Source organism: Flavobacterium sp. F52, from assembly GCF_000278705.1.
In the GTDB taxonomy this organism is placed as follows: domain Bacteria; phylum Bacteroidota; class Bacteroidia; order Flavobacteriales; family Flavobacteriaceae; genus Flavobacterium; species Flavobacterium anhuiense.
The window spans coordinates 38,533-53,043 of record NZ_AKZQ01000035.1 but is presented as its reverse complement, the minus strand read 5'-3'; the positions used below and the strand labels follow the sequence as shown (position 1 = coordinate 53,043).

General features: G+C 33.6%; 13 protein-coding genes. 2 read left to right on the top strand and 11 right to left on the bottom strand.

Going from position 1 to position 14,511, the window contains the following annotated elements; all coding sequences use genetic code 11:
- Positions 1 to 326: 326 nt before the first annotated feature.
- The gene (locus FF52_RS17985; RefSeq protein WP_008467776.1) at positions 327 to 1,238 is read right to left on the bottom strand and encodes a hypothetical protein; all 912 of its coding nucleotides are present in this window, start codon (positions 1,236 to 1,238) and stop codon (positions 327 to 329) included.
- A gap of 244 nt (positions 1,239 to 1,482) precedes the next feature.
- Here FF52_RS17985 and FF52_RS17980 point away from each other — a divergent pair, with 244 nt between their 5' ends.
- Positions 1,483 to 2,649 (top strand): hypothetical protein, encoded by a 1,167-nt coding sequence (locus FF52_RS17980; protein ID WP_008467775.1) that lies wholly within the window; start codon positions 1,483 to 1,485, stop codon positions 2,647 to 2,649.
- 139 nt (positions 2,650 to 2,788) lie between these two features.
- On the opposite strand, the gene FF52_RS17975 is transcribed toward FF52_RS17980, so the two are convergent.
- On the bottom strand, positions 2,789 to 3,223 hold the full coding sequence (locus FF52_RS17975; RefSeq protein WP_008467772.1) for a DUF6526 family protein: 435 nt from the start codon (positions 3,221 to 3,223) through the stop codon (positions 2,789 to 2,791).
- Between the two features lie 300 nt (positions 3,224 to 3,523).
- Positions 3,524 to 4,009 (bottom strand): DNA-deoxyinosine glycosylase, encoded by a 486-nt coding sequence (locus FF52_RS17970; RefSeq protein WP_008467769.1) that lies wholly within the window; start codon positions 4,007 to 4,009, stop codon positions 3,524 to 3,526.
- A 170-nt stretch (positions 4,010 to 4,179) separates the two neighbouring features.
- Here FF52_RS17970 and FF52_RS17965 point away from each other — a divergent pair, with 170 nt between their 5' ends.
- Positions 4,180 to 5,205 carry a helix-turn-helix domain-containing protein gene (locus FF52_RS17965; protein ID WP_008467767.1) on the top strand — a complete coding sequence of 342 codons (1,026 nt, stop codon included), beginning with the start codon at positions 4,180 to 4,182 and terminating at the stop codon, positions 5,203 to 5,205.
- A gap of 193 nt (positions 5,206 to 5,398) precedes the next feature.
- Here FF52_RS17965 and FF52_RS17960 read toward each other — a convergent pair whose 3' ends face one another.
- The 8 genes from FF52_RS17960 to FF52_RS17925 all read right to left on the bottom strand — a co-directional run bounded on the left by FF52_RS17960 (position 5,399) and on the right by FF52_RS17925 (position 14,480).
- Positions 5,399 to 6,598, bottom strand: a complete 1,200-nt coding sequence (locus tag FF52_RS17960; protein ID WP_008467765.1) for an NAD(P)/FAD-dependent oxidoreductase — start codon at positions 6,596 to 6,598, stop codon at positions 5,399 to 5,401.
- The gene (locus FF52_RS17955) at positions 6,595 to 7,110 is read right to left on the bottom strand and encodes a low affinity iron permease family protein (RefSeq protein ID WP_008467763.1); all 516 of its coding nucleotides are present in this window, start codon (positions 7,108 to 7,110) and stop codon (positions 6,595 to 6,597) included. The genes FF52_RS17960 and FF52_RS17955 overlap by 4 nt, the downstream gene beginning before the upstream one ends.
- Positions 7,110 to 9,932, bottom strand: coding sequence for an AsmA family protein (locus FF52_RS17950; protein WP_008467762.1), 2,823 nt, complete (start codon positions 9,930 to 9,932; stop codon positions 7,110 to 7,112). The genes FF52_RS17955 and FF52_RS17950 overlap by 1 nt, the downstream gene beginning before the upstream one ends.
- Positions 9,933 to 10,035: 103 nt before the next feature.
- Positions 10,036 to 10,866, bottom strand: a complete 831-nt coding sequence (locus FF52_RS17945; protein ID WP_008467758.1) for an MlaD family protein — start codon at positions 10,864 to 10,866, stop codon at positions 10,036 to 10,038.
- 22 nt (positions 10,867 to 10,888) lie between these two features.
- Positions 10,889 to 11,665 carry an ABC transporter ATP-binding protein gene (locus FF52_RS17940; RefSeq protein ID WP_008467756.1) on the bottom strand — a complete coding sequence of 259 codons (777 nt, stop codon included), beginning with the start codon at positions 11,663 to 11,665 and terminating at the stop codon, positions 10,889 to 10,891.
- A gap of 4 nt (positions 11,666 to 11,669) precedes the next feature.
- Positions 11,670 to 12,428 carry an MlaE family ABC transporter permease gene (locus tag FF52_RS17935; RefSeq protein ID WP_008467754.1) on the bottom strand — a complete coding sequence of 253 codons (759 nt, stop codon included), beginning with the start codon at positions 12,426 to 12,428 and terminating at the stop codon, positions 11,670 to 11,672.
- A 250-nt stretch (positions 12,429 to 12,678) separates the two neighbouring features.
- Positions 12,679 to 13,923: a beta-ketoacyl-ACP synthase II gene (gene fabF / locus FF52_RS17930; RefSeq protein WP_008467752.1), complete on the bottom strand. Its 1,245-nt coding sequence runs from the start codon at positions 13,921 to 13,923 to the stop codon at positions 12,679 to 12,681.
- Positions 13,923 to 14,480: a TetR/AcrR family transcriptional regulator gene (locus FF52_RS17925; RefSeq protein WP_008467749.1), complete on the bottom strand. Its 558-nt coding sequence runs from the start codon at positions 14,478 to 14,480 to the stop codon at positions 13,923 to 13,925. Before FF52_RS17925 ends, fabF begins: the two co-directional genes overlap by 1 nt.
- Positions 14,481 to 14,511: the final 31 nt, after the last annotated feature.

Genomic DNA, 14,511 nt, shown 5'->3' with positions numbered 1-14,511 from the left:
AGTAAGTTTAAGTTTGGCAATAAACCCGATAGCTGGAGAGTTATCGGGTTTGTTTTTTTATTTGTTTTGTTTCAGGTTTTTGAAAAACTTTGCGTGTCATTTTACCGCAATGAGCGCTAAGAATTTACGCAAAGGCCGCAAAGAAGCTTTTATTGAGAAGCTAATAGCGCCTATAAGAAAAGTTCGCAAAGCTCTATTGGAAAAAAGCTTTGCGAACTTCTTATTTTAAATGACTCTAAAGAATCTTAGCGACCTTTGCGAAAAAACTTTGCGCTCTTTGCGGTTAAAAAAAACTTAGAACCTAGCATCTCAGAACCTTAGCACCTTTATTTAGTAACTTTAACATGCTTTCCAAAAGTGTATACTGCAGTTATTGTTGGTCCATTATAGCCCCATTTTAAGAAACCGTTTAATCGATCCTGAACAGTATCAACTCTAAAATTCAAACCAGTATAACCTGCAGTAAGGCTGAAATTTTGTACAACATTATATAAAACCGATAAATTATAGCTTATGATTCGTCCATCAGTTTCATCAATTTTTATTGCTAGATAATTTACGTTGGCATATAAACCCCAACGCTTTCCAAGAACAAATTCGCCCCATATTCCAACATCTGGCAGCGGAGCAGTAAAATCAAAACTATCATGATATTCTACACTTTGTGTATTAGCTTCTAATCGTAAGCCGAGATCTGCAAAAAGAACATGCGCACCAATTAATAAACCAGCTTGATATTTAGGTTTAGATAGGATAGCGTATCCATAAGCAATTCTAGCAATCTGTACATTAAAAGTACCTTGAACCCTACCATCTACTGGATACGTATGGTCTCCAAAATTAATATCTCTTTGCAGCGTTTTGGTTGCAGTTCGGTCTAGCACAAAATACTCAAAACCTAATCGTGATCTTTTAGAAATACGCCAGTCAAACGTTCCTAGAAATGATGCGGTTGATTTAGAAAATCCTAAATCATTTTCAAGATCAATTTCAGTACCTATATTTCCGTTATTGCCTTCAACTTTAACGACGGTATTATTTACGGGAAAAAAACCACCGGCAGAAACTTTAAATTTTCTATTGTGCCAGGGCAGATCATCAACGCTATTATCTTGAAAATCGTCAGTTTCAGTTTTAAAAGTTGTTAAGTCTTCATTTTTAGTGGCTTCAGCAACTGTCTGAGCGTTTAGCGGAATCCAAAGGAGCATCATTACCAAAAAAATAAATAATTGTTTCATCAGATTAGTTTTTAAGTTTTTATTAGGTAATATTTAACATTTAAAGTTAGTAAAAATAATCGTTCATTTTTGATTTTGAGGTCGAATTATTTTTTGGAATATATTGTATATCAGTAAAATAAGGATTTGTATTAAAATAGTTGGTAGTGAACTGTTTTTATAATTTCGGATTATGTAAATTTAACTTACCGAAAAAACAGTTTTTCCAGTTATTGGAAAGAAGAAATATTAAGCAACTCTAAAAATGACAGAAAATATAAAACGTTATTTCATAAAATCTTTTATTGTATTAGCCGTAATTCATCTAGCTTACTTTTCATATGGTTATTTTACTTTTAAGGGGCTGAAAAATATTAATATTTATACCGAATTCTACCGATTTAAATTTTACGATGACGTTTCGATTTCACACTTTTTTGTAAGCGGATTGTTTTTACTTATTTTCTTGATTTTTCTGATTCGAAATCATTCGAGAGAAAATTATAAAGGTGGTAATCTTTTTAAAGTTGCCATTTGTCTGCTGCTGATTTCATTTTTGACTTTTTCATTTTTTATCAGTTACAGTTTCGGAATGAACGCTAAACTGAAAACAGAATTGTCTGAAAATGATTTTAATAATGACAAAAAACTTTTGAATGTTTTAAATCCGTTTTTGTATGGATATACTTCTTACAGTTCTGAGAAATTATTCAATTACGAGAACATTTTATATCCAAAACCATATCCTGTGATTAAGCAGGAAGATACCATTGTAACGGGCGAATATCCAATTACTGAAACTAGTTATTATAGTATTGATACCATAAAAGCGCTGACAAGCACTTTTGATAAAACAACCCATAAAGCAGATAGTATTTTTGATATTCTTGGTTTTGACAAAGAAGAGTTGTACAAAAGAGTTATCTCAAAAACAGTTATTGGAGATAGTACAGAAATTGTTTTTAAAGGTATTCAGGTTCATCCAGAACATGATAATGATATTTGTATTTTCTTGGAAAACAAATCTTTATTTAGTCCTGTTCATGGAGATTCTATTGGCAAACAAACTTACCAGGCTGCTGTAGATCGTTATAAATTACTGTATAATTCTAAGAAAGATTCACTTACCTATACTTTTCAGAGATTAGACACGATTTTGAGAAAATACAATATCGAAACGAGTTTAGTTCCGAAGCAATTAACTCAAGATGTGTATCATTACAGAGATAACAAAGAGGAACCTCTTAATGGAATTAGAAATACTTTTGATAGAAAAGCTTTAGCAGAAAAAATTAAGACGCTAAATAAGTTATTTTACGAACCTAATTACTTACACCCGAATATTATGGCAATTTATTTTGCTGTAATCGTTTTGGTTTGGATGGCACTCTTTCTGTTTTATCTTATTTTTAATAGAAAGAAAAGTCAATGAAAATGAAAATCACAATGAAAATCACAATGACAATGTGAATGACAATGATAATATCAAAAATCAATAATTAATTTAAAAAATTGAAAATTGATATTGTTATTGAATTTTGTCATTGAATTTTGTCATTGTAATTGCCATTTTAAACTCTGTGATAATCTGCTTTCCAGTGTACGATGGCTTTTTTGATTGCGTCTCCCGTTAAGTTGTTTTTTAAAACATCTTCTACAAGTGGAATCAATTCGTTGTCTGGCGCAAAACGTAAGGCAAATATCTGATCGTCTGTAAGTTTGTATTCAAATTCTTCAAATCTTTTGCCTGTTAATGTAAAATATCGGTAACGCATTTCTAAACGTACAATTCTATTTTGCAGCGTTAATGCATAGTGTTGGCGAAGCATATAAGCCAATACAAATAAAAATACAAACGCGGCACTTATAAATGACCATATTAAATGATCTTCTGTTGTAATACTCAAATAAATGCTGGCAATTAAAAATAATATTAAAACAGGATAATATATAAAATGGTGTGGGGTGTAAAACCGTATATGATTATAATAAGTCTGAATTTTCATGTTTTTATCTTTAAATGGTAGCTTATAAAAACAAAACTACTCTATATTTCTATAGAGTAGCTTTTTCCCAAAAATAAACTAACATAACCAATGTTCTCTTTATAGACTAAACTTTTTACAGTTTGCTTTGTAAATTTTAATAAGAATTAAAGCCTTTCTTTTCGTGAATCAAATCTTCAATACGGCTTATTTTTCTTTGATGTAAAATTAGATTGGGAGTGGCTGTATTTTGTTATACTTTAAACGGAAAAAGTTACATGATTTCAATATTTGCATTGTAATTATATAAAATTGCTGCCTTTATAATAAGGTTTTAATGATGCTCCATTCGTTGAATTTATCTTGGAAAGCCTTACTAGCATTGGCAGGACTTGTTGATGGAAGTGTAAAAGTTTTATATTCTTTTGTTAAATGAACATATTTTTTAAAAAATGCTGCGGCTTTTTGCCCATTAAAAAGAATGGCTTCTATTTGCGTATGAGTTTCTAAGAAATTTTCAAAATCATTTGCAATTTCATTTTTTATGGCGCTGTCCAAACTTCCAACACGCTCGCAAAATTGTAAGACATCCCAAAGAGCGATATTATTTTTAATTAATAAGCTTTTTCGTATTTCGTAATCCTTCGAAAATTCTTCTCCAAGAATCTGAAACATAAATTTCCAAAAGTTATTCTGGTTATGGCCATAATATTGATTGAGTTCTAAAGATTTAGTTCCAGGCATCGTGCCTAAAATCAGAATTTTAGAAGTGGGAGAACTAATAGGAGCAAACGAAAAACTTTTCATACTTGTAAGTTGAATAAATATTGATTTACGTTAAAATAAACATTTATAAGGAATTATAAAACAAAACCAAAAAATTATATAACATTTTTGGCGGGTCTTTAAACGAACTTTGACTTTCAGATTTCTAGAAATAATCTGTTAGCAAATTATAATTTTAAATCCGGCGAACCATGAAAATTGTTACTATAAATACAGAAAAAACTCAAAATATATTTGATGAGCTTCAGACTAGTTTTGGCGGAAAGGTGGCTTTTGACTCAGACGAATATACATTAGAAGTTGAAAATAGTTTTGCTGAAGGTTCAATAATTGGCGCTTCTTTTAACGATAATATCTCTTACGTTCAATTTGACATGACATTTTCAACAGATATTAGACTAGATATTCTAAACGTAAAATCGTCGCCAATTTATTTTGCTTATTGTTCTAAAGGTAATTTATCGCATAGTTTTGGACTAAATGGTGAGGAGCGAAAACTCAAAACATTTCAGACGGCAATTGTTTCATCAAAACAAAATAAGGATAACGTTTTGTTTTTCGAGAAAGGAAAAAAAACAAAACTGACTTTAATTATTGTTGGAACTCAGATTGACGCTGCAAATCAGGCTCATTCTTTAAATCAGCAGGTAAAAGATACTTTTTTTGAAAATAACCAAACATCAGATTTCTTCTATATCGGATCTTATAATTTACAGATTGCCGAAAAAATCGAACAGCTTAATTCGATCACACAAACTGGAGTTGTTAGAAATTTATTGAAAGAAGGAATTATGAGAATCATTCTTGCGATGGAAATTCAACAGCATTCTGATGACTTGCATGCTTTTGCAAACGAGTCAAACGGATTGACATTGAGAGAACTAGAAGAAATAAAAGAACTTTCTGAATTTATAAAATCAAATCCAGAAGAAGCTTTTTCAATTAAATCTTTGAGCAAAAAATCTGGACTTTCTCCAAATAAACTTCAAGAAGGTTTTAAAATGATCCATAATCGCACGGTCAACGATTACATTACGCACATGCGAGTGCTTAAAGCAGAAATTCTTATCAGAACTTCTGATCTAAATATTTCAGAAATAGTGTATTGCATTGGTTTTACTAGCAGAAGCTATTTCTCAAAAATTTTCAAACAAAAATTCAACTGCAGTCCAAAAGAATATAAGTTTAATTTGAATTCTTTGGCTATTACGGCCTAATGGCCGAAGTTGCTAAGGTTCTGAGACGCTAAGATTCTAAGCTTTTTTGCCATCTCAAAAAAATAAAGTCGCTAGCTCTAAAGCAATATATAAAATAAAACCCTCAGATTTTGAGAACTCAAAATCTGAGGGTTTTATCATATACTTAAAATAAAAACTTAACACCTTGGCGTCTCAGAAGCTTAGCATGTTTCTAACGTCCAAATCGATAATAATCCAAATCTGTATTTTTTTTGTTGTAAAGTGAATCTAGAATAGAATTTGTTCCCAATATGCTGAAGGTGATTCCGTTTCCGCCGAAACCTAAAATGTAGTGTTCGTTTTTTCTCGGATTTGGCTTTCCGAAATAAGGAAGACCATCTTTAGTTTCTCCGAAAGTTCCTGCCCAGGAATAATCAATTTTAAAATTTAAATCTGGGAATCGTTTAAAAAATTGTTTTAAAAGGTATTGTTCTTTTTTAGGCAGCAATTTATCACGTTTATTGGTGTCTTTAAAATCTTCGTCTCCGCCACCCATTATAATGCGGTTGTCTTCTGTAGTTCTTATGTAATGGTAAGGCGAAGCGGTATCCCAAAATATAGTATGCCTGAAATTTTCTGGAAGATCAGACTGGCTCTCAGAAGCAATTACATAGGTGCTTTTTAAATCGACCACTTTTTCCTTCAAAGTCTCTGTGCTTTCATAACCTGTGCAGTGTATTATGTGATCGGCCGTAATAACATGTTTTGAGTCTGTAGTGGCAATAATTTTACCTTTTTGATGCTGTATGGAAGCAATATTAGTACGGTCAAAAATCTGCATTCCTTTTTCATGACAATGAAACAGAAGATCACTGGCAAGTTTAAACGGATCCATAACAGCTGCAGTTTTAGATTCAATTCCTGCAATGGCATTCAGACCCATTTTTTGCAATTCTGATCTGCCCAGCCAGCTGATTTCAAAACCATGTTGCTTTCGGGCTTTAAACTCATTTTTTAAATAAGGCACATCCTTTTTTAAAGTAGTGAAATAAATGCTTTTTTTGAATTCGAAACCACAATCGCAACCTACTTCATCAATTATGTTTCGAAGGTCAAAAATTGCTTTTTTTCCATTCTGATAACTGTCTACAGCGCATCTTGTGCCGCGAAGTTTAATGAGTTGATGCAGTGGAACATCAATTTCATATTGGAGAAGTGCCGTACTTCCAGAAGTGCTTCCGCCACAAACATCGCGACGGTCTACAAGAACAATTTTTTTTCCTTCATTTAGTAATTTATAAGCAGTTAAAGCGCCTGTAATGCCGCCGCCAATTATTAAAATGTCGGTGGTAATATCAGAATCTATTGAAGGATAACTTTGTTTTATGGCATTTTTTAATGGCCAATAGGTTTCAGTAGAGCTCAATTTCATTTTTTAGTTATTTTTTTAGAGGTATTCTTGGTAGTTTTTTTGATGTTATCTGGTTTTGTATTTTTTTCTTTTTTACGATTATGAAGTTCATTTGCTTCGGCAATGGAATGCGAAGTTCTTATAGTTCGGTCTTTCTTTGCCAATTGGCTCAAATGATGATAATATTTCTGGATAATGATCATCTCTTCTTCGGTCATATTTTCAATGTCGACTAAACTATTGCTGGATAATTCATTTGATGCCACGAGTTCATTTAGTTTTAACTGAATGGCAAGCGAATCTTTATTTTGCGCTTTTTGAATTAAAAAGACCATTAGAAAAGTAATAATGGTTGTGCCGGTATTGATGACCAATTGCCAAGTTTCAGAATAATCGAAAATAGGTCCCGAAGCCGCCCAGCCCACAACAAGGGCCAACGCACCAATAAAAGCTGGGGTACTTCCTGCAGCTTTAGACACTTTTGTAGCAAACTTTTCGAAGGCACTGCTTTTATGTTGGGGTTTAGAACTCATTATTTCTTTGTTTTGGGGTTGCTTACTTTTTCTTCTCGAATAACTTTATTGTTTTTTTCATCATAAACAGCAGGATCAATTTCTTGCCCTGTCTTACTGAATATTTTAATTTTTGGAGCATCATGCGTTCCAGTAATTACGATCGGAAATCCGATGATTCCAAAAAGCGGAAGACCTAAACGCATTCTCAGATCCAAAAGCCCGTCAAAGCTTGTAGTTCCTTTAATGGTTGGCCTAAAACTGGCTACACTAAAGGTAAATGGCTCAATATTTATAAGATTTTTATCTATTGTCGATTTAATTTCAATTCCTTTCATATCAGGATTATTCAAACCGTTTTGCCCTGTTTTAGAACTGATTCCATCAAAAAGTTTCAATCCTTTAATTTTCACATCACGTAAATTAATCGTTCCTCCACCTTGCATTGATTCATAAATTGGCCCCATATTTCCGTTCAAATCTCCTTTTACCTTATAGTCGACAGAAATTATTCCGTGTGCTTTTTCAGCTGCTGTGACCATATCATGAAACATCGGAATTTCTTTGTAAGCTCTCTGTACATCAAAGTCTTTTGCCGTAAAATGAGCATCAAAATGTGCAGAGGTTGGAGACTCATCTTTATAAAAAGCATTAATCCCTAAAACACAGTCAATGATATTAAAGGTAATATTTTCTAAGTAAAATCCTTCTTTTTTTATACCTATTTTTCCATTTAGTTTGTTAAAAACCAATTTATTATATTCAATTTTATCTGCATTTGCATTTAAACTGATATTCAGGTTTTTCGGAATAATGACCACACCGCTCATTTTCGGATGATCTTCTTTGGCATATTCCACTTTAATGTCTCGATCATTATTTTCTCCTTCTTTGAGCGCCATAAATTCATCCACGTTAATCAATTTTGATTTCAGATTGAAATTACCGCTTAAAATTCCTTTTGATTCTAAGAAGTAATTAATGGTGTTCAACAGATAGCCATTGATATCAAAATCTGATTTTCCATAAGCAGCATTGAATTTTTCAAACCACATTTTTTCGTTCTGAAAACGGAAATTTCCCTGTTTGATATAGAACGCTTTTGGAAACAATTCGGAGGTTGCTTTTATATTTTTTAGAAGTAAAGTTCCTTTATTATCTAGTTTGTCATACTGTCCCGTTGTGGCATAACTTTGTTTTCCTTTTAAAGAAAGATCAGCTTTGGCATAACCTGTTAAATCCAAACCTTTTTGCGAGAATACCTGATAGATTCTGCCCACATTCAACTCGCCTTTAATCTTTGCATTATAAGCCAAATCGCTAAAATCGGATAATGTAGCATTGACATAAACCGGGTTTCCTTCAAAAGCGAAAGAGAAAGGTGCCACAGCAATGATCAAATCTTGATAAGTTCCCGCTTTATTCAGCATATTGGCTATAAAAGTGATATTGGTAATAGGATTTGGATAATACTTTGTTTTTAGCCATCCGTTTCGCAAAGAAATACCGCCAATAGTTTTTGGGAATAATTTTTTTGAAGTGCTAAAAAGCCCGCGAGCCTGAATATCGGTTTTTAAAATTCCTTTTAAATCCATGTTTTCAAGCCCTAAGGCAGCATCTACTACAGCAAGGTCTAAAGCACCTTTTACGCTTGCATTTATCGACATTTCGCTTAAACCTTTGCTGTGTAGATAAGCATTAAAATAATCTTTTTCGCCAACTTTAAATTTCAATGTTCTTAAATTAACCAGCAATTGTTCCGTATCCAGAGACGGGAGCATGGCATTCAAATTCATTTGAAAATCAGTTAAAGGTACAGGAGCATTTTTATAGTTTACCGAACCTTCGTTGATTTTTAAATTAAAAGCTAAGTTTGGTTTTTGTTTTTTCTGAACGTTGTAATCTCCTTTAAAACTAAGAAGCAAATCGCTTCTTCCTGAAATTTCTGTTTTTTCAAGCCACGTTAAATATTCGGGAGGCATTACAGACAGTAAATCTTTTACAGTTGTATTTTCAGAAGCTGCTTTTATATTGATTTTATATCCGTTTCTTAAAATGGTAAATAAACCTGTAAATTTTAGAGGCAGTTTATTGATATGAAGTTCATTTTTTTGAAGAATAAAGGTAAGTGCATGCGTATTGATGCGGGTAATTAAATCGGCGCTCACTTTTTTTCTTCTCAAATAGCCAGTTCGATCATAAAAGAAATCTAGATTATCAATTTTGGCATCGGTTGCGAGGTCAAAAATATCTTCACTCAAATTTCCTTTTCCGATATAATTAAAGCCTTTTGCGTCAACCAAAATCTTTGCGGAACGGTCGTTATATTTTACATGACAGTTTTGTAAATCAATGCGTTCTAGTCGAATTGCAGTTCCTTCTTCTGGAGCATTCGGATCTTCTTTTTTATCTCTGTCTTCAGGAGCTACATAAATGTTATAATTGGCCTGACCTTTTTCATTGATCATTACATTAATCAAAGCATCAGAAACATACAGTTTGTTGATTTTAACTTCGTTATCAAAAAGCAATCTCTTAATGTCAATTCCAAAAGCGACCTGATCTGCTTTTAGCAATGTATCATTGCTGAAAGGCTTAGAACCCGTTAATGACAAATCATCAAGAGCAACAGTTAGTGAAGGGAAATGTGTAAAAAATGACAGCTTAGATTTAGTAAATTCCAATTTGGTATCCAGACGTTCGTTGGCGATTTTCTTTACTTCTGAGGCAATTTTTCCGGGAAAAAGCAGTGGAATAATAAACAGCAAAAACAGAATCACTGCAATCGTAATTCCAGTAATTTTTAAGACTTTTAAGGCGGTATGTTTTATTGAACTAGGCATATACTTTTTGATTGTGAATTATGAATTGTGAATTATGAATTGTGAAACATACGCTCAGGAAAGCATAAATGAGAATTGGAATTTTGGAACTTAAAATTTGGAATTATTTTTTGGCCTCTTCCTGTTTTTGCTGTTCTTCTTTCTCTTTTTGTTCCTTTTCCTCTTTTTCTTTCGCGGCTTTTTCTTGCTGTTCTTTTTTAGCCTCTTCCTGTTTTTCTTTTCTTTCCTCTTGTTTTTCTTTTCTTTCCTCAGCCTTCTCCTTTTTCTCCTTTTCTTTTTTCTTGAAGTAACCTCTAAAAAGGAAATTACTTTTTGCAGCTTCCATATTTTCGCTGAAACCTTTTGTTCCAGTTTCTAGATTAGAAAGCGTATTCGAAACGCTGTTGGCCATTTTATCGTCTTTCACCAATCTTGCTAAAGCACCGTTCCCATTGTTCATACTGTGGCTGAAAATGGCAAGTTCCTCAGAAATGATACCGACATTATCTACACTTTTCTTCACGCTTTTCATCAGATCCTGCATTTCAATTCCGTCAACAGAAGCAATCTGTCCGTTGTCTTCGATAACTTTTTTAGATTTGGCGCCGGGTGAAATGGTCAGCACTTTGTCGCCCATTAGACCATCTGAACCAATACTGGCTGTGGCATCGGTTTTAATAAATTTTCGAACTTCTTCTTTCATTACTAAAACCACTACGACTGTTGAGTCATTTTTTAGCTGAATTTGTTCTACGGTTCCCACATTAATTCCAGAGAAGCGAACATTGTTTCCGACTTCTAAACCGCTTACCGTTTTAAATTGAGAAGTGATATGAAAGGTAGATCCGAAAAGGTTTTGCTGCTTTCCGATAAAGTATACGGCCATTATAAAAAGCAGTAAACCTATCGTTACAAACATTCCCAATTTCCAAGTATATCCAGATTGCTTTTCCATGATTTCTATTATTTATTTTGCTTTATTCAAAAAATGAGCGTACCCATTCGTCTTCGTCTTTTTCTAATTCTTCGTATGTTCCTTCGGCGTGAATCACACCCTCTTTTAAAACCACAATTCGGTCGGCAGTCATTTTTGCGCAGGCCATATCGTGAGTGATAATAATCGAAGAGGTTTTTTGTTTGTGTTTAATGTCCAGAATCAATTCACTTATTTCTCTTGATGTTATAGTGTCCAAACCCGTTGTGGGTTCGTCATACAAAATGATTTCTGGTTTTAAGATTAAAGTGCGAGCCAAGCCAATTCTTTTTCTCATACCACCCGAAAGTTCAGACGGCATTTTATCTACGGCATCTGCCAGTCCTACATTTTCTAGCGCTTCCATTACTTCGTTTTCCACTTCTTCAGGGCTTAAATCTCGTTTGTGTTTGGTCAATGTAAAAGCTAGATTTTCTCTAACTGACATCGAATCGTAAAGTGCTCCGCTTTGGAACAAAAATCCGATTCGGACTCTAATTTCATTCAGCTCGCTTTTTGAGATATTAAGAACGTTTTGATCAAAAACTTTAATTTCGCCTTTGTCTGGTTCAATCAATCCCACAATACATTTTATGGTAACCGATTTTCCAGAGCCTGAACGTCCTAAAACCACTAAATCTTCGCCATTATTCAAAGTGAGATTTACGCCTTTTAAAACGGCATTATCTTTACCAAAAGTTTTATGCAGATCTTTAATCTCGATAATTGGAGTCTGATCTTTTTCTTTTGTTTTAGGTTCTTTATGTAATTTTTCCTTCATCATTTTAAAAGAATAAATCGGTTATTTGTACAGCGACCATATCGATAATAAAAATGCTCAACGATGCTGTTACCACAGCAGAATTGGCAGCTTGTCCCACGCTTTCTGTTCCGTTAGAAGCATTAAAACCTTTGTAACAGCCAATAATTCCGATAAAAAATCCAAAGAAGAAAGTTTTGAGAGTGGCTGGAAGCAGATCTAAGTATTCTAAAGACTGTACAATCTGGGTTAAAAAGCGGTAAAAGTTGACATCGCCATGAATGTTAATGCCTACATAACCGCCAATAATTCCAATGGCATCAGCAAAAAATACCAAAATAGGAACCATCAAAGTACAGGCTAAAACTCTGGTCACTACCAAGTAGTTGTACGGATTTACCGCTGACACTTCCATGGCGTCGATCTGTTCTGTAACTTTCATCGATCCTAGTTCGGCACCGATTCCAGAGGAAATTTTTCCTGCACAAATCAAAGCAGTGATAACTGGAGCAATTTCTCTTATTAGCGAAAGCGCCACCATTCCAGGAAGCCAAGATTCGGCACCAAATTTCACCAATGTTGGGCGTGATTGAAGCGTAAGCACCAGCCCCATAATAAAGCCTGTGATAGCAACGAGTGGGAGAGATCTATAGCCAATGACATAACATTGTCTGAGAAACTCTTTGGTCTCATAAGGCGGAATCAAAACTTCCTTAAAGAACCTTTTGGCGAATATAGTTGTCTCTCCAATTTCGGCGAATGTATTTTTAATATTGAGAATCAAAATAGTTTTGTTTTTAGTGTGAATTATGTAATTTGAAAATCAATTATTTAACAGTTTTTTTCAACTCATTAAATTCTATACGAAAGTTAGCCCTATACTTGTTAAAATATATTACACAACTTTTTTGAAGCCTTATATAATTTTCATAAACACGCAATAATTCAAATAAATCGACGTTTTGAGACCAAACAAAAAAATCCCTTTCATTACGAAAGGGATCTAAATTGATTTATACTTTTTTAGCTAAATATTATTCTGTAAATTTTTTAAATATAGAACTGGCTACATGACCACCAAATCCAAAAGTATTACTCATTGCATAATTCACTTCTCTCGATTGTGCTTTTCCAAGAGTTAGATTAAATTTGTCTGCAAAATCTCCTTCTACGTTTTGAGTGTTTATAGTTGGTGGTACAATATTTTCTTGAACAGATTTTATGCAGGCAATTGCTTCAATTGCTCCTGCACCGCCAAGTAAATGCCCAGTCATTGATTTTGTGGCACTTATATTCGCGTTTGGATTTATTCCAAATACTTTTTCAACAGCTTTAAGTTCACTTAAATCGCCAGTTGGAGTAGAAGTTGCATGGGCGTTAATGTAATCAATTTGATTTGGTGTAATTCCAGCTTCCTCTAAAGCAAGTTCCATTCCTAAAACGGCACCTTCACCTTCAGGATGAGTTCCTGTTAAATGGTAGGCATCGGCAGCTAATCCGCCACCAACAATTTCGGCTAGGATTACTGCATTTCGTTTTATAGCATGTTCATAGCTTTCTAAGATAACAACTCCGGCCCCTTCGCCCAAAACAAATCCATCTCTTGTGATATCAAAAGGGCGTGAAGCTTTGGTGTAATCTTCATTTAATGTAGACAATGCTTTTGAAGCATTGAAACCGCCAATTGAAGATTCTGAAACCGAAGCCTCAGAACCGCCGCTAATAATCATATCGGCTTTGCCCCAGCGAATGTAATTAAATGCATCTATGATGGAAGTATTACTCGCAGAACAAGCCGCAGCTGTAGTGTAATTTACTCCTCGAAGACCATATTTAATAGAAATAACTCCCGAAGCTATGTTAACGATTCTTTTTGGTATAAAAAAAGGACTAAATCGTGGAGATCCATTTCCTAGTTTATATTCTCCAAATTGTTCTTCAAAAGTTGATATGCCTCCATCACCGCAGCCCCATATTACACCAATTCTGTTTTTATTTAAGTTTTCAAAATTGATATTGGCATTTTTTATGGCTTCGTCTGTAGCATGCAGAGCATACTGTGTAAAAAGATCGTATTTCCTAATCTCATTTTTTTCGAAAATATGCTGTGCATCAAAGTTTTTAACTTCACATGCAAATTTAGTTTTGAAATGTGTTGTGTCAAATCTTGTAATTGGAGCGGCGCCGCTTACTCCATTTATTAATGAATTCCAATATTCCTGAACACTATTTCCAATCGGAGTTACTGCCCCTAATCCTGTTATGACGACTCTTTTCATTATTTCTTAGGTCTTAATTCTGTTAATATTGTTTCTTTTACCAATTCAAAATCATCGTCGCTTGTTAGTCTTGATAGCTGGACGATCGCGACCATATTGGTAATTATCATTATGGCTTTTGTTCTTGGTAACATTTCATAGGCAAATTGGTTAAGTTCTTTTCCTTCGATTAAAATTTCAGTTAGCCAATTGATTACAATTTGGGCAAATTTCTGAAGTTCTGTTTTTATGGAATTGTCCAGCGTATTTAAGTCTGTAGCTAATGATCCTACTATACAGACCTTATTTTCCTTTTTGATTTGTGTCTGAACCTCTAAGAAAGCTTGAAGTTTTACTAATGGAGACTCATTGGCAACTTTTTTCTTTAAAGCTTCACATCTTGCAATATGTTCCTTAATGGTCGCTACGCCAAGATCTGATTTTGTTGGGAAATGATAATGAATAGAAGCCGTTTTTATGCCTATATCATTAGATATATCTTTAAAGCTAAACGCATTGTAGCCTTTATCTCGAATAAATTGATCTGCTTTATCTATAATATTTTCTTTTGTAGTCATAGCGATAATTTTTACGGCAAAGATACTACCT